The organism is Zunongwangia sp. L-65 (assembly GCF_056859415.1).
The window spans coordinates 54,094-71,077 of record NZ_JBSXOK010000036.1 but is presented as its reverse complement, the minus strand read 5'-3'; the positions used below and the strand labels follow the sequence as shown (position 1 = coordinate 71,077).

Below are 16,984 nucleotides of genomic sequence, written 5' to 3'. Positions count from 1 at the left end.
CAAGTATTAATATTGATCACGAACAGTGGTTAAAACTTCTTCCATTGCTTGTTTAAGCTGCGAATTAGGAACGATGTAGTTGCTGTTCATAAAACTAAAATATAAGGTTTTTCCGCTTTTGGTGATTAAAAGTCCGCTTAGTGAGTGATTGTTTCTAAGTGTCCCCGTTTTAGCGTAAATATAAGGTTTACTTGCTTTATAGAAATTTTTAAGCGTGCCGGATTCACCACTTGCCGGTAATAAGGCTTTAAATTTTTCTTCCCCAATTTCATCAGTGATTTTTGAAATTAACTTCACAATACTGCGTGGAGTAAAAAGATTGTAGCGAGTTAGGCCAGAGCCGTCATGCCAGTTTATTTTGTCAGGAAGATCGCTTAATAAATTTTTCTGAGCATAATCTATTGCAATAGCTGTTTTTAAAGTGTCTGAAATTTCTCCTGCTGCAACCAGTAAAAGCTGTTCTGCAATAAAATTATCACTATCCTGAAGCATTTTTTTATATAAACTGTCTGAAGAGGTATTGTATATAATTCGATCTAACGCTAAGTTTTTCGGGTTTTGCTGCAAAAGCATAACTTCTTTTTGCAGTGTATCGCTTAATAATTTAGCAGAAGTAAATTCAGATGTAATAAAAGGTACAGCACGGGTAGCATCTTCCTTTCTTTTTATGTTTTTTAACCTGAAGACGTTACTGTCGATATCCCTGTAAACACCCATTCCTAAGTCTTTAATTGTTTCGGTAGAAATTGAATCTTTAAAGATCACCGGATAGCTATTGGGTAAATTTTGACCATTTTTAAACCGAAATTCAACTACATTTCCATATAGTGGGAAGGCATTTCTTTCTGCCGAATAATAATCATTATAATCATCCCATGCCCAACCGGGACCAAATCTTTTTTCAGTAAAGCCAGGGGAAAGTAAGAACAGCTTTTTATCGGAATTTCGTAAAAAATCAAGTGTATTTTTAGCATCAAATTCGGCATAAAGAAAACCAGGGTCGCCTGTTCCTTTAAAAATTAGACTGTCTCCGTGAGTTGCATATTTTAAGCTTGGCACAGAATCACCTATAATTTTAAGTGCTGTGTAAAAGGTGAATAATTTTGTGTTTGAGGCCGGGGTGAAGTATTTATTGCCGTTTTTATCGAATAAAATCTTGTTACTTCCTGGATCATAAATTACGAGTCCTGTAAAACCTTGTTTAAAAGCAGGCGAATGGTCAAAAATCTGACTAATATTTTTTGTGTTTTTTAAAGAGGCGCAGCTAAGACAGGAAATGGAGAGTAAGAGAAAGAAGAGTTTTATTTTAATTTGCATTTTTTAGAATCTTAACGGTTTAAAATGGCAATGTTATTTTTTTTAGCTTTAAAAGCATTTTTTTGTTAAAAATTTTTTTATTGTTGATTATAAATGTGAATAAAATCATAAAGTACGTATATTTCTTTTTGTAATTTTAAAATTTAACACAAAAGGAATGGAGAAAAAATTAATTCTTTTCGCTCTTATGAGCATTATGATAACGACTCCCTTTTTTGCACAAAATCGAATTATTTCTGGAACTGTAAAAGTCTCAGAGGATAATATGCCTTTACCTGGAGTAAATGTTATTATAAAAGGTACCAATAATGGGACCGTTACAGACATGCAAGGTAAATATAGTTTAGAGGTTATGCCAAATGCTATATTGGTATTTTCTGCAATTGGTTTCGTAAGTCAGGAGATTGAAATTAGTGGACAGGAGGAATTAAATGTAAGCTTGGTTCAGGATACCGAAAGTCTTGATGAAGTTGTGGTGACGGCATTAGGAATTTCAAGAGATAAAAAGTCTCTGGGTTATGCCACGCAAGAAGTAGAAGGGGAAGATCTGAATATTACAAATCAGCAAAATGTTTTGGGGACATTATCAGGAAGGGTAGCTGGTGTTCAGGTAACCGGTTCCTCGGGGGCAAGTATGGGAGGAACCCAAAAAATTAAGATCAGAGGTGTAAATTCTATTAATGGTGGAGATGAACCATTAATTGTTATCGACGGTACACCAATTTCAAACAGTAATTTCTCTGGGAGTTCAGGAGCAGATTATGGGAACCTTGCTCAGGATATAAACCCTAGTGATATAGCATCTGTAAATGTTTTGAAAGGTCCTGCAGCTTCGGCGTTGTATGGTATTAGGGGGCAATACGGTGTGATCATGATTACTACCAAAAAAGGTAAAAAAGGACCAAAAGAAGTTAGGGTACAGGTAAACTCTTCTTTGATGTTGGAATTTGCAGGTAATTTTCTTCCCAAGCAAAATATGTATGGAGGAGGATCTAGTCAGTCATTTAGAACTTTACCTAATGGCGATCCTTATGTAGACCTTAACGTAGATGAAAGTTGGGGGCCTAGAATGGATGGTACGCCGGTACGCCAGGTATTTAGTTTTTATCCACAAGATCCTACTTATGGGCAGTTAACACCATTTGTACCGCACCCAGATAATGTTAAAAATTATTATGAAACGGGAGTGAACTTAAATAATGGAGTAACCGTATCTGGAGGAAATGAAAATTCGACATATCGTTTAAGTCTTAATGATACCCGAATTGAAGGGGTAGAACCCAATACAGAGCTTAATAGGAATAACCTCGGGGTAAATGCAAGTTTGGATTTGGCGGAAAATCTAACAGTTTCTACTACTATTAATTATGCCAGAAATGAAGCGCAGAGACCAGGGCAGGGTTCAGAATACGGAGTAGCATATCTTAACCAGTGGTTTCAAAGAAATCTTGATATGGATAGGTTAAAAGATTATAGGTATGATGATGGTACGATATTGCACTGGAATTTAAGAAGACCGGATTCAGAGACCGGTGAAATCACGAATTTTAATCCTTTATACTGGAATAACCCTTATTTTAATGCCTACGAGAACTTGTCGAACGATAGTAGAGATCGGTTTTTTGGGGATGTAACTTTAAGTTATAATATTTTGCCGGAACTGGAGATAAGAGGAGCGATTCGGTCTGATATGTATACTCAGAATATCGAAAATCGTACTGCATTTGGCGGTACCGGAGTGCCTTCTTACTCTGTTGGGAAATACCAAAATAAAGAATGGAATTATGAGTTGCTGGCACAATACAATAAGAAGTTTGGCGCTATTTCCATAGATGGAACCCTGGGAGGGAATATATTTAATAGAAATTATTCGTATCTATCGCAGGCGACTGTTGGTGGGCTTTCTGCCCCTGGATTTTATAATATTGATGCTTCTATAGATCGTCCATCTACGACATCGTACAAGTTGGAAAAACAAATACGTAGCCTTTTTGCTATGGTTTCTTTAGGTTATTTGGATACTTATTTTCTGGATGCCTCTATTCGAAATGATAATTCTTCGGCTCTGCCAGAAGATAATAATTCGTACTGGTATCCTTCAATTTCTGGTAGTTTGGTATTTAGTGAGCTAATAAATTTGGATATCCTGTCATTTGGTAAGTTTCGAGCAAGTTATGCCCAGGCTGGATCAGATCTAAGTCCCTATAGAACTACAGTGGCTTATGGAGTAGGAACTGTTTATGATGGAATAAATACACTATATGTTCCAGATAATTTAAATAATCCAGATATAGAACCTTCATTCTCTCATTCTTATGAAACAGGGTTGGATCTGCGCTTTTTTGGAAATAGACTGGGATTGAACTTTACATATTATAAGCAGCGTAATAAAAATCAGATAATAAGCCTAGATGTCTCTGGAGCTAGCGGTTATGAATCGAGTACTATCAATGCAGGGTTGATAGAAAATGATGGTGTAGAGATTAGCTTATCAGGAAAACCAATTCAGACCAATGATTTTAGCTGGGATGCGATTTTTAATATAAGCCGAAATAAAAGTGAAGTAGTCGAGCTTGCTCCAGGTATCGATGTTTATACTTATGGTGCTACAACCTATTCTAGTGTGACCAGTTATCTGAACTCTTATGAGGGCAAACCTTTTGGGAGTCTTGTAGGGCAGGCTTACCAAAGAGATGAAGCGACTGGCGATATCTTGATCGATGATAATGGGATGCCTTTGTACACTGATGCTACTCATGATTTTGGAACGGTTTTGCCCGATTTTACCGGTGGTTTTCAAAATACTATTAGATGGAAAAACTTAAGCCTAAATGCAATGATCGATTTTCAGGGAGGCGGACAGTTTTTTAGTCGATCTAAAATGTTAGGGGTAAGGACGGGACAGGATCCTTTAACAGTAGCAATCAATGAAAACGGAATGAATGTTAGAGATGCATTAGAAGATGGAGGAGGAGTGCGAGTAGCTGGTATTTCAGCAGAAACTGGAGAACAAGTAGAAAATTTTGTAGATGCACGTTCTTACTATAGGAATGTGTTAGGTCGAAGGATTTATGAAGAGTGGTTATATGATGCTTCATACATTAAATTAAGCGAATTAAGATTAGGCTACACTTTTGGAGCAAAAATAATGGAGGTGCTTCCTTTTGAGGCTGTAAATGTGGCTTTTATAGCGCGCAACCCTGCAATGATTTGGCAAAATGCGCCAGACGGTATTGATCCCTCGGCAATTTCTACCGGATCACAATCGATTAGTTGGTATGAGTCGGGACAGTTGGCTACCGTTAGATCTTATGGAATCAATCTTAATATTACGTTTTAAGCAAAATAAAAATGATAAAAAAAATATATAGTATTTTATTACTGGCTTTGGTTTTTCAGAGTTGTGATAATTTCGACGAGGATATTAATATAAATCCTAATCTTCCCAGCCAGGCTTCAGGTACCCAGTTAATAGCTAATGCAGAGCTTTATTTGCCTGGCCTATCCTCATCGCCCAGAGGTGAGTTTTTCGCTCAATATCTCGCAGAAACACAGTATGTAGGAACTTCTTTGTATCCACAAGAAAGTACAAGTTTTTATTCTTATTATCAGGGGCCTTTGGAAAATTTACAAACCGTTTTAAATAATCAGGAGAATTTAAGTTCTACGGAAGGGCCAGTGGATAATCAGGTGGCAGTAGCCAAAATTCTTAGAGCTTATTTTTACTGGAATATTACAGATCGTTGGGGTGATGTACCCTATAAAGAAGCTTTGATGGGATCAGAAAATTTTACACCAGTTTATGATACTCAGCAATCAATTTATTTAGATCTCTTTCAAGAACTAAAAGAAGCTACTTCTATGATGATGGCTGGAAAAATCAATAACGATATTGTATACGATGGAAATATGGATAAATGGCGTAAGCTGGCAAATACCATTAGGTTATTTATGGCTTTAAGATTATCTGAAGTGGATCCCGATCTTGCGCAAACCGAATTCAAAGAAGCTTTGAGCGATGGAGTAATTTTAGATAATGCTGATAATCTGGTATACAGTCATTTGGCAGAAGCAAATAATCAGAATTACTGGTATGGACAGGTAGTGAACCAAAATAGAGAATGGTGGGCGTTAACAGAGAAACTGGTTTCTCATATGTTGCCTTTTGATGATCCAAGATTAGAAGTGTATGGAAATCCTGCAAGAGCGAATAATAATTTTGTAGGGCTTAGATATGGGGAAGAAGAGGCGATAGGGACAGAAGAATATTCTCTTTTAGGTTCAGCTATTTATGCTCAGGACGCGCCTGTTTATCTTGTCACTGCTGCTCAGGTTTATTTTGCAATTGCTGAAGCCGCTTCACGTGGTTGGGTTGGAGAAAGTGCTGAAGAGAATTATAATATGGCTATAGAGCAGTCATTTTTACAGTGGACGGGAAGTAGTGAAGGTGTAGATTCATTCTTAAGCCAGCCAGAAGTTGCCTTCGATGCGAACAACGCTATAGCAAGTATAGCCAACCAAAGATGGGTTCATTTATACATGCATGGTTACGAAGCCTGGTCTGAATGGCGGAGAACAGGATTTCCAACTGGTTTTACGACTCCTAATGGAGCTGAAATCCCATTACGTTTAAGTTACCCTGATAATGAATCTTTCAATAATTCTGATAACTATGAGGAGGCGGTAAATAGGCAGTTTAACGGAGAAGACTTGATTTATGGGCGAGTTTGGTGGGATCAATAGATCAATTATAATTTTTCTGCTGTTTAATATTGTTGTGAAATCAATACTTTTTTCGCAAGAAATTATTGATAAACCAATTCAATTTACAGAAGAGAGAAAGCAATTAAGTTTAGAATATTTAGAGCAACATTATGGTATAGCGCAAAAAGAGCCAATTATTACACCTAGAATGATTGTTTTGCACTGGACGGCCATTCCTTCCTTTAAAAAATCCTTTGATGCGTTTGACGATGTACATCTACCGAACGCGAGAACTGAGATTAAAGATGCAAGTACGTTAAATGTTTCTATTCAATTTTTGATTGATAGAGATGGTCAAATTTATAGATTGATGCCAGAGACCTGGATGGCAAGACATGTTATTGGGTTGAATCATGTTGCTATAGGAGTAGAAAATGTAGGAGGTGCAAAAAAGCCTTTAACTAAAGCGCAATTAAAATCGAATATCTGGCTGGTTGAGTATTTGAAAGCAAAATATGAAACGATAGAATATCTTATTGGGCATTATGAGTATAAAACTTTTGAAAATTCAAATCTATGGTTAGAAAAGGATGATAATTATAGGACAAATAAGATAGACCCGGGGGTAAATTTTATGAAGAAAGTTAGGAAGGCAACACAGTATCTTGATCTAAAAGGAGCGATATAGCAGTGATTTAGATTTATCGAAAAGGCATGCATCATAAAGTGAAAGATTACATATCTTTGCAGGCTATGATTACAGAAGAGACACAGGAGCTGGTAGATAGAGGTATTATGCTTCCTTTAATGGAAGAGTTTTATACTATACAAGGAGAAGGATATCATAAAGGTACTGCTGCTTATTTTATAAGAATAGGGGGTTGTGATGTGGGTTGCCATTGGTGCGATGTTAAGGAAAGCTGGAATGCCGGTTTGCATCCACCAACACATGTGGGTGAGATTGTGGAAAATGCATTGAAATACAGTAAGACTATTGTAATAACCGGTGGTGAGCCCTTAACATGGGATATGACTACGCTTACTGATAGTCTTAAAAAGCAAGGCTGCCAAATTCATATAGAAACTTCTGGTGCTTACCCTCTTACGGGAATTTGGGACTGGATTTGTTTATCGCCTAAAAAGATAAAATTACCGGAACCAGAGATTTATCCAGTAGCTAACGAATTAAAAGTAATTATTTTCAATAAGCATGATTTCAAGTTTGCTGAAGAGCAGGCGGCTCAGGTAGGGGAACACTGTATTTTATATTTACAACCAGAATGGAGTAACCGTGAAAAAATGATTCCGCTTATCGTAGATTATGTAATGCGAAACCCAAAGTGGAAAGTGTCCTTACAAACACATAAATATCTTAATATACCTTAAATAAAAGGCGCTCTGTTTAAACAGAGCGCCTTTTTTAATTTATTAGCACCTTTAAAAGAGATGATACTGCCGGCAGATGCTTGTACCATGTTTTTTGATTAGGTACTATTGCTACTATTTTGCAACTTCAATAGGAACTTTTACATAATATTTATCCCATCCAATAAGTAGATTTGCAGTATTGTTGCCTTCTTTTTCAAAGGCCATAGAAAGTGCATCGATAGGATTTTGCATTTGTCTAACAGGAACATTGATTCTTACTAAATCCAGTTCGTCACTATATTCGTAAGCTCCCCAGGTAAGTGTTTTCTTGTTAAGAATTATTGTCCATTCTTTTTCGTTAGGAATTGAATATAACGTGTAAGTTCCTGCCTTTACTTTTGCACTAGCAATCATTACATCTTTATAGAAGGTGATTTCAGTAGCTTCGTTTGCTCCTGTTCTCCAAACTTCACCGTAAGGAACCAGTTTTCCAAAAACTTCCCGGTCTCTTCTTTGAGGTCGGCTATAGATTACCCTTGCAACAGGTTCATTATTATCATTGCGATAAAGGGCAATGTCCATAGGACTAACGTCCATCTTGGCAAAGTTAGGTCCTTGTGTTTGGGCTATAAGGCTAGAAGGCAAGCTAAGGCCAAAACCTAAAATAGTCAGTATCAGTAATTTTTTCATAAGACTTTTATCATTTATGTTTTGAGTAAATATAATAGCTGCTGGGAATTAGGCTGTTTATAACCTGTTAAAATTTACAGAAGTTACATTGGTAAACTCAATTTGGGAATTACCAGAAAATATGTTTACGTGATTTTCTAATTGCGTAGATTAAATTTTTAAATGTAATTAAAATGTTCTTTATGGTTTAATAATTGTAAGTAATTGTAGATATTCGTTCCCGAATTTTAAGTTTGTGCTTATAAATTTTGTTTGAATCTTAGTTTACTCGATTCGGGATTAAATGCTCCGAGGCGTACTCTAAGTTAGTTTAGTTCAATTCACTGTGAAGTTTTAAAAATATTCAAGTAAACGTGTGGTTTGTTATGCCCGTGACGCCTGGGATTTCCCAATAGTGTCATGGGCTTTTTTTGCACAAATTGTTGATAACTTAAAGGCTTTGTTGTCAGGTAGAGGTATAAAGAAATTAACGTTTTGTTATATTTGTTCGTTATTCATAAAAGAGAAGAACTTAATTGATATAGTATGAGCGAAGAAGCCAAAGAGAAAAAGTATTCGGCGGATAGTATACAGGCGTTAGAAGGGATGGAGCATGTTCGCATGCGACCTTCGATGTATATTGGAGATACTGGTGTAAGAGGTTTGCACCATTTGGTGTATGAAGTTGTTGATAACTCAATCGATGAGGCATTGGCAGGGCACTGTGATGCTATAAAAGTTGATATAAACGAAGACAATTCGATAACTGTAGAGGATAATGGTCGAGGTATCCCTATCGATCTACATAAAAAGGAAGGAGTTTCTGCATTAGAAGTTGTAATGACTAAAATTGGTGCAGGAGGAAAATTTGATAAAGATTCTTACAAAGTTTCAGGTGGTCTTCACGGAGTAGGTGTTAGTTGTGTGAATGCATTATCCACACACTTAAAAGCTACAGTTTATAGAGATGGACAGATTTGGGAGCAGGAATATGAAATAGGGAAGCCTATGTACCCAGTAAAACCTGTTGGGGAAACAGAGCTTAGCGGTACTATAGTTACTTTTAAGCCTGATCCCTCAATTTTTCAGCAAACTTTAGAATATAGTTACGAGACTCTGGCGAAACGTATGCGAGAGTTGGCTTTTCTTAATAAAGGGATAAGGATTGTTCTTACCGATAAAAGAGAAAAAGACGAAAAAGGAGAATTTCTTTCAGAAGAATTTCATTCTGAGGAAGGTCTAAAGGAATTTATTCGTTTTCTGGACGGAACAAGAGAACCGATTATTGCTGATGTGATTAGCATGGAGGGTGAAAAGAACGGTATTCCTGTTGAAGTAGCACTGGTTTATAACGACACCTTTAACGAGAACCTTCATTCGTACGTAAACAATATTAATACCCATGAGGGAGGGACACACCTTTCTGGATTTAGAAGGGGATTAACTACAACTTTAAAAAAATATGCTGATGCTTCAGGTTTACTTGAAAAGGTGAAATTTGAAGTTACAGGAGATGATTTTAGAGAGGGGTTAACTGCTATTATTTCAGTAAAAGTTGCAGAACCTCAGTTTGAAGGACAAACCAAAACTAAATTAGGTAACCGTGAGGTAACTTCAGCGGTATCTCAGGCAGTTTCAGAAATGCTTGAGAATTATCTCGAAGAGAATCCTAATGATGCCAAAACCATTGTTCAAAAAGTAATTCTTGCTGCTCAGGCACGTAACGCTGCGAAAAAAGCCCGTGAAATGGTGCAACGTAAAACAGCCATGAGTATCGGGGGCTTACCTGGAAAATTATCCGACTGTTCAGAGCAGGATCCTAAAAAGTGTGAAGTGTTTCTTGTAGAGGGGGATTCGGCAGGTGGAACGGCGAAACAGGGCCGTGACCGTAATTTTCAGGCAATTTTACCGCTTAGGGGTAAAATACTGAATGTGGAAAAAGCCATGTCACATCGGGTTTTTGATAATGAAGAGATTAAGAATATCTATACTGCTTTAGGAGTTACAATTGGAACCGAGGAAGATAGTAAGGCGCTTAACCTGTCCAAATTGCGTTATCATAAAATCGTAATTATGTGTGATGCGGATGTCGATGGTAGCCATATCGAAACCTTGATTCTAACCTTCTTCTTTAGATATATGAAAGAGTTGATTGAGCAGGGACATATTTATATCGCAACACCACCACTTTATTTAGTGAAAAAAGGAAGCAAAAAGCGTTACGCATGGAATGAAAAGGAGCGTGATGAAATTGCTGACGAATACAGTGGCGGGATCCAGATTCAACGCTATAAAGGTCTGGGAGAAATGAATGCCGAACAACTTTGGGATACCACTATGGATCCTGAGCGTAGAAAATTACGACAGGTAACAATTGATAATAGTGGAGAAGCAGATCGTATTTTCTCTATGCTAATGGGAGACGAAGTTCCACCACGTAGAGAGTTTATCGAGAAAAATGCCAAATATGCTAATATCGATGCTTAATTGAAATAATATTTTATCACATTGAACAAAGCCCCGGAAAATTTCGGGGCTTTGTTATTTTAAATAAATCCCTTTTTTGGGTATGAACTCAGAAAAAATAATTTTAGCCTATAGTCTCCAAGTATTTAACTGGTCTTTATTAGTAAAGCATTTTCATAATTCGTATTTTTGGGATAGTATTAATCGATAAATTCATAAAATGAAAGTTACAGTAGTAGGAGCTGGTGCAGTAGGTGCTAGCTGCGCTGAATACGTTGCCATTAAAAACTTCGCTTCAGAAGTTGTTTTATTAGATATTAAAGAAGGATATGCGGAAGGTAAAGCTATGGATCTTATGCAAACTGCTTCTTTAAATAGTTTTGATACTAAAATTACAGGTAGTACAAATGACTACTCTAAAACAGCAGGTAGTGATGTAGCTGTAATTACCAGTGGTATCCCAAGAAAACCAGGTATGACTCGTGAAGAGCTTATCGGGATTAATGCAGGTATTGTAAAAGAAGTTGCAAGTAATCTTATCAAGCATTCGCCAGATGTTACATTAATCGTTGTGAGTAACCCAATGGATACGATGACGTATTTGGTACATAAAACTACCGGGCTTCCAAAAAATAAAATCATCGGAATGGGAGGAGCATTAGATAGCGCTCGTTTTAAATATAGATTGGCAGAGGCCTTAGAAGCCCCAATTTCTGATGTAGATGGGATGGTAATTGGTGGACACAGTGATACCGGTATGGTACCTCTTACAAGGCTAGCCACTCGTAATAGTGTTCCTGTTTCAGCTTTCCTTTCGGAAGAGCGTTTAAATCAGGTGTCAGAAGACACTAAAGTTGGTGGAGCGACTTTAACCAAACTATTAGGTACAAGCGCTTGGTATGCGCCGGGTGCAGCAGTTTCTGCATTAGTTCAGGCTATTGCTTGCGATCAAAAGAAAATTTTTCCATGTTCAGCCTTCTTAGAAGGAGAGTATGGTTTAAATGATATATCTATAGGAGTGCCTGCTATTATCGGTAAAGATGGATTAGAAAAAATTGTGGAGATTCAGCTGGATGATGCGGAAAAAGCTAAAATTAAAGAGAGTGCAGAAGGTGTTAAAAAGACTAACGGCTTATTAGAGCTGTAATCATATAATGCTTGATGATAAATCAAAAAGCCACAAATTATGTGGCTTTTTTTTATGTTTAAAAGTTAAAATTTTCAAAAAGAATTTATTGGGATTTCATTATTGAAACGCTATATTTGTCCGTTTTTAAAAAAGACCTATATAATTATAATTTGAGGAATAATGCAGAATAAAGGACTTATTAAAGTTTTTGCAATTTTATTTGGTTTAGTGTGTATTTACCAGTTATCGTTTACATACATTACCAATAATGTTGAAAGTGAAGCAGAAGAATTTGCCGCTCAGAAAATTGACGCGAGTGTAGAGAATTATTCGGATTTAAGAGATCAGGCCGAGCAGAAATATCTTGATTCCGTTGGGAATAAGGATATTATAGCCGGGATTACTTATAATACTGCAAAGGATAAGGAATTAAATAAAGGTCTTGACCTGAAAGGTGGTATTAACGTTATCCTGCAAATTTCTGTAGAAGATATTATTAGAGGCCTGGCGAATGATTCTAAAGATCCTGCTTTTAATAAAGCACTTACTGAAGCTAGAGAAGAATCAGTAACCAGTCAGGATGATTATATCGATATTTTCTTCGAGAAATTTGATGCTATTCCTGATGCTAAATTAGCGTCTCCAGATATCTTCGCCAATAAAACTTTAAGCGATGATATCACTTATGATATGTCTAATGATCAGGTTAAGCCTATTATTAGAAGAAAGGTAGACGAGTCTATTACTTCTGCGTTCGAAGTTTTACGTAAGCGTATCGATAAATTCGGTGTTACTCAACCAAATATTCAGCGTTTAGGGAATTCAGGAAGAATTCTGGTAGAGCTTCCTGGAGCAAAGGATGTGAATCGTATTCAGAATTTATTACAAAGTACAGCACAATTAGAATTTTGGCATGTATTTAAAAATACTGAGTTCGGTGGTTTCTTAGCGCAGGCAAATCAGGTGTTAAAGAATGTGGTTTCTGAAGAGGAGAAAGCGACCGAGGTTATAGATACAACTAAACAAACCGATAGTGATATTGATGATTTACTTGCGGATGCTGAAGATAGTACTGCCGTACAAACCAATAATCCTTTATTTGATTTAGTAATCGGCCCTGGTGCGCAAGGAGGTCCTGTTTTAGCCTACTTTAATGTTCAGGATACGGCAAAGGTAAATAGTTATTTATCAATGCCTCAGGTTAGAAATCTTCTTCCTGCTGAACAACGTTATGCCAGATTTGTATGGGGAGTTCCAGATGACGAAACGAATGCTACGGGATTATATGCATTAAAATCAAATAGAGAAAATCAACCACCATTAAGTGGTAGTGTGATTACCGATGCACAGCAAACTTACGATCAGGTAGGTCGTGTTGCCGTTTCTATGCAAATGGACGGTACCGGAGCTAAGATTTGGGAAGAAATGACGGGCTATGCGTCGAATAATCAAACTCAAATCGCTATTGTTTTAGATAACGTGGTGTATTCTGCTCCTGGTGTTTCTACTGGAGCGATTTCTGGAGGGAGAAGTGAAATTACCGGAGATTTCAGTATTGAAGAAGGAAAAGATTTAGCCAATGTATTAAGGGCGGGTAAACTTCCAGCTTCAGCAGAGATTATTTCAAGTGAAATCGTTGGTCCTTCATTAGGACAGGAAGCTATCGATAGCGGTATGCTGTCATTTGGTATTGCGCTAGTGCTAGTACTTCTCTGGATGATTTTCTATTACGGTAAAGCTGGTCTTTTTGCAGATGTTGCCTTAATTGTAAATATCTTGTTTATCTTCGGAATCCTGGCAGGTCTTGGTGCCGTACTTACATTACCTGGTATTGCTGGTATTGTATTAACTATAGGGATGTCTGTAGATGCAAACGTATTAATCTTTGAAAGGATTAAGGAAGAGCTTGCTAAAGGGAAATCTCAGGCAGAATCTATTAAAGATGGATTTAGTAATGCACTTTCTTCTATTTTAGATGCAAATATTACTACCGGCCTTACAGGTTTTATCCTTTTGATTTTAGGAACCGGACCAATTAAAGGTTTTGCGACTACTTTATTAATAGGTATTGCTACCTCTTTATTTACAGCGATCTTTATTACTCGATTATTTATCGATGGTTACGGTAAGAATGGAAAATCATTAGAATTTGCTACAGGAATTACCAAGAACCTTTTCAAAGGAATGAATACTGATTTTCTTGGAAAAAGAAAAGTTGCCTATATTATTTCCGGAATATTAATCGTAATAAGTTTAGGATCTTTATTGACCCAGCAATTAAACCTTGGTGTTGATTTTGTTGGGGGGCGTACATACACAGTGAGATTCGATCAGGATGTAAGCCCGACTGAAGTACAAAACATATTGGAAGAACGATTCGGAAATGCTGAAGCGAAAACTTTTGGTCCAAATAATCAGTTAAAGATTACTACAAATTATAAAATTGAGGAAGAAGGTACTGCTATAGATGAAGAAATTCAGGAAGGTCTTTTTGAAAGTCTTCAGCCCTATCTTCCAGGAGATCTTAGTGAAGATGAGTTTATTAATGGTTCTTCAGACAAAACTGTAGGGATTATGGAATCTATGAAAGTGGGGCCTACCATTGCAGAGGATATTAAAGCAGCATCGTTCTGGGCAGTTTTAGGTTCTTTAATTGTAGTTTTCCTTTATATTTTATTAAGATTTAGAAAATGGCAGTTTAGTTTAGGGGCTGTTGTAGCGGTATTCCATGATGTGTTGATCGTTCTTGGAGTATTCTCATTGCTTTATAAATTTATGCCTTTTAGTTTAGAAATTAATCAGGCGTTTATTGCTGCGATCTTAACTGTAATTGGTTACTCGCTGAATGATACCGTGGTTGTTTTTGACAGGATTAGGGAATATGTTAATGAGCATACCACTTGGAAGTTAGGTAAAACGGTAAATGCTGCTTTAAATAGTACATTAAGCCGTACATTAAATACCTCTTTAACTACTTTAGTGGTGTTACTTGCTATCTTTATATTTGGAGGAGAAAGCATTAGAGGATTTATGTTTGCGCTTATCGTTGGTGTGGTAGTTGGTACTTACTCTTCTATCTTTATTGCAACACCTGTAATGTTTGATAGTGTGAAAAAGAAATCATCTATTCAGGATAAAGAAGAAAAGGTTGAAGAAGAAGCTACGGCTTAATTGATCGAAACTTTTAAATAAAAAAGCCTCGCAGAGTTAACCTGCGAGGCTTTTTTATTGCACTATTTTTTATCTTGTAAGAGCTGTCTAAGTAACCTTCTTTATTTATCGTAAATATTTTTAGCATACTTTTGGAAGTAATTAAACTCTTAAGGAGAACTGATGAGAAAGAACTTGAAGCTATAAGGGATATTACCAGCCCTTGCAAACCGCTGTGGCAATTGAAGAAAGTTCGCTGGTAGCTATATTTACTATATAGAAATAGAGCCTGCTATAACTATCCTAAATTTTGTATTTTGCTTTTGGCAACTAAAGACATTAAAGCAATGAAAATAGCGTTTTTATAGCGTGGTTTCAGGTTGCTAGTATAGACATTTTTTGAGCAACATCATCCAGTCGAAAATTTTGTAACGGGATGGATTACGTAAGACGTATTAAGTGTATTCGTGGTTTTATCTTTTAGTGCATAATACCCAATTGTATCTGCTTAAATTAATTTCTTAAAGACCAATAATTAGAGTCAACCAGCCCTATTTACGTCTTAATTTAAAGGAAGTGATTAACGACTCAGGTAGATGCTGTCTGTAAGTAAATGAAGAAAAGCCTGTTAGGGTTGAATTTGAATTCTTGAGGAAGATTGTGCAAATCGTCATGCTACAATTGTAGGGCCTAACGGATAGGTATCGATATTATAAAGCTCTTGAAAAGTTATGAATTCAGAAATAAAAAGGGTTAAAACACCCGGTTTTAGGACGTTTTAACCCTTATTTTTAGCGTTAAAGCTATGATTTAATGCTTTGTAAAAACTTATTGCTGAACGCTAAATCGATCTCCTGTTTTTAAACCCCAGCGTTCAGATAGACCGCCATTTATTTCTAATATAAACTGGGCGGGTACCTGTGATGGCAAAAGACTTTCATCTAAAGGTTTTGCATCTTTTTGGAAGCTAACTATAGTGCTATCGGAATCAAAAAAGATAAGATCTAATGGTATGTAGGTGTTTTTCATATAGAAATTATGTATCGATTCCCTTTGGTAAACAAAAAGCATTCCCTGGGTTTCTTCCATCGATTCACGATACATTAGTCCTGTTGCCCTGGAATAGTCATCATCTGCTATTTCGATATCAAGGGTTTTAATGGTGTCATCTTCCTTATTTATTAGGTATAAATCTGCATCATCCCGAAATTCGATATTTTGAACTTCAATTTCTTTTCCTTCATCATTTTTACAGGAACTACAAAAAAGTATAATCCCCGTTAATCCAAAATATAAAAGTTTATTTATCACTATTGCGCTGTGTTTTGTTGTTTTGCCTGCGGGCGATACATAAAATAAAATCCTGCAATAATAAATGGGATGCTAAGCCATTGTCCTGTGTTTAAAAGCCACGTGGCGCGTTCTTCTACCTGAGCTTCTTTTACAAATTCCACAAAGAATCTTACCGTCCAAAGCAGCACTAAAAATAAGCCAAAAATATATCCAACCTTGAATCTTTTATTGGTTTTCCAATAAAGAAAATAGAGTAGAAGAAAGATTAGCAAGTAGCAAAAGCTTTCGTAAAGCTGCGCGGGGTGCCTGGGGAAAGATTCGCCTAGGTTTTCAAAAATCACTCCGTAATCGCTATTAGTGGGTTTACCGATGATTTCAGAATTCATAAAATTTCCTATTCTCACGAATATACCACCGCAGGCAACGGGAATAACAATACGATCTAAAATCCATAAAACCGGCTTGTCCAGAACACGCTTACGGTAAAGATACATAGCGGTTATTATCCCTATTGCTGCACCATGACTGGCAAGCCCTCTAAAACCGGTAAATTGAAATTCTGGTTCAAACTTTACTGGTAAGAATATTTCTAATAAATGGTGTTGGAAATAATCCCAATCATAAAATATAACATGACCAAGACGTGCTCCTATGAGCGTAGCAAGTACAGTATAGATAAAAAGAGAGTCTAATTTTTCTAGAGGAATACGTTCCCGGGTATAGATGGCCTTCATGATATACCAGCCTAGACCAAAGGCAATTAGAAACATTAGGCTATAATAGTGTATTGTTAGGATCCCTAAATCTATCCCTTCGGAAGGGCTCCATCTCATGGCGTCAATAAGCATTATTTTGAATTTCGGTTGAGCTGTAAAGATACATATTTGC

Annotated in this window: 11 protein-coding genes; 7 read left to right on the top strand and 4 right to left on the bottom strand. The window is 36.6% G+C overall.

The genetic code is table 11. The features are described 5' to 3' along the window. Positions 1 to 6: 6 nt before the first annotated feature. Positions 7 to 1,317, bottom strand: a complete 1,311-nt coding sequence (locus AC13DP_RS03275; RefSeq protein ID WP_483067307.1) for a D-alanyl-D-alanine carboxypeptidase/D-alanyl-D-alanine-endopeptidase — start codon at positions 1,315 to 1,317, stop codon at positions 7 to 9. A gap of 157 nt (positions 1,318 to 1,474) precedes the next feature. On the opposite strand from AC13DP_RS03275, the gene AC13DP_RS03270 reads away from it, so the two are divergent. From AC13DP_RS03270 to AC13DP_RS03255, 4 genes are all read left to right on the top strand, one after another. Further along, positions 1,475 to 4,657, top strand: a complete 3,183-nt coding sequence (locus AC13DP_RS03270; RefSeq protein ID WP_483067306.1) for a SusC/RagA family TonB-linked outer membrane protein — start codon at positions 1,475 to 1,477, stop codon at positions 4,655 to 4,657. Positions 4,658 to 4,668: 11 nt separating this feature from the next. After that, a complete protein-coding gene (locus AC13DP_RS03265; RefSeq protein ID WP_483067305.1) occupies positions 4,669 to 6,060 on the top strand; it encodes a SusD/RagB family nutrient-binding outer membrane lipoprotein in 1,392 nt (463 codons plus the stop codon). Further along, on the top strand, positions 6,035 to 6,709 hold the full coding sequence (locus AC13DP_RS03260) for a peptidoglycan recognition protein family protein (protein WP_483067304.1): 675 nt from the start codon (positions 6,035 to 6,037) through the stop codon (positions 6,707 to 6,709). The genes AC13DP_RS03265 and AC13DP_RS03260 overlap by 26 nt, the downstream gene beginning before the upstream one ends. Positions 6,710 to 6,774: 65 nt before the next feature. Continuing rightward, positions 6,775 to 7,407: a 7-carboxy-7-deazaguanine synthase QueE gene (locus AC13DP_RS03255; protein WP_041580103.1), complete on the top strand. Its 633-nt coding sequence runs from the start codon at positions 6,775 to 6,777 to the stop codon at positions 7,405 to 7,407. 114 nt (positions 7,408 to 7,521) lie between these two features. On the opposite strand, the gene AC13DP_RS03250 is transcribed toward AC13DP_RS03255, so the two are convergent. Beyond that, positions 7,522 to 8,079 carry a DUF2911 domain-containing protein gene (locus AC13DP_RS03250; RefSeq protein ID WP_228250356.1) on the bottom strand — a complete coding sequence of 186 codons (558 nt, stop codon included), beginning with the start codon at positions 8,077 to 8,079 and terminating at the stop codon, positions 7,522 to 7,524. Between the two features lie 525 nt (positions 8,080 to 8,604). Between AC13DP_RS03250 and gyrB the strand changes: the two genes are divergently transcribed. The 3 genes from gyrB (at position 8,605) to secDF (ending at position 14,824) form a co-directional block, all read left to right on the top strand. Continuing rightward, on the top strand, positions 8,605 to 10,545 hold the full coding sequence (gene gyrB, locus AC13DP_RS03245; RefSeq protein WP_013073183.1) for a DNA topoisomerase (ATP-hydrolyzing) subunit B: 1,941 nt from the start codon (positions 8,605 to 8,607) through the stop codon (positions 10,543 to 10,545). Between the two features lie 199 nt (positions 10,546 to 10,744). After that, positions 10,745 to 11,671 (top strand): malate dehydrogenase, encoded by a 927-nt coding sequence (gene mdh, locus AC13DP_RS03240; RefSeq protein ID WP_013073182.1) that lies wholly within the window; start codon positions 10,745 to 10,747, stop codon positions 11,669 to 11,671. A gap of 162 nt (positions 11,672 to 11,833) precedes the next feature. Next, entirely contained in the window at positions 11,834 to 14,824 is a 2,991-nt protein-coding gene (gene secDF / locus AC13DP_RS03235) for a protein translocase subunit SecDF (protein ID WP_228250357.1), read from the top strand. Between the two features lie 807 nt (positions 14,825 to 15,631). On the opposite strand, the gene AC13DP_RS03230 is transcribed toward secDF, so the two are convergent. Together AC13DP_RS03230 and lgt are read right to left on the bottom strand one after the other, a co-directional pair. Next, the gene (locus tag AC13DP_RS03230; RefSeq protein ID WP_483067303.1) at positions 15,632 to 16,114 is read right to left on the bottom strand and encodes a DUF192 domain-containing protein; all 483 of its coding nucleotides are present in this window, start codon (positions 16,112 to 16,114) and stop codon (positions 15,632 to 15,634) included. Then, positions 16,114 to 16,944: a prolipoprotein diacylglyceryl transferase gene (gene lgt, locus AC13DP_RS03225; RefSeq protein WP_041579069.1), complete on the bottom strand. Its 831-nt coding sequence runs from the start codon at positions 16,942 to 16,944 to the stop codon at positions 16,114 to 16,116. The genes AC13DP_RS03230 and lgt overlap by 1 nt, the downstream gene beginning before the upstream one ends. Between the last annotated feature and the right edge of the window lie 40 nt (positions 16,945 to 16,984).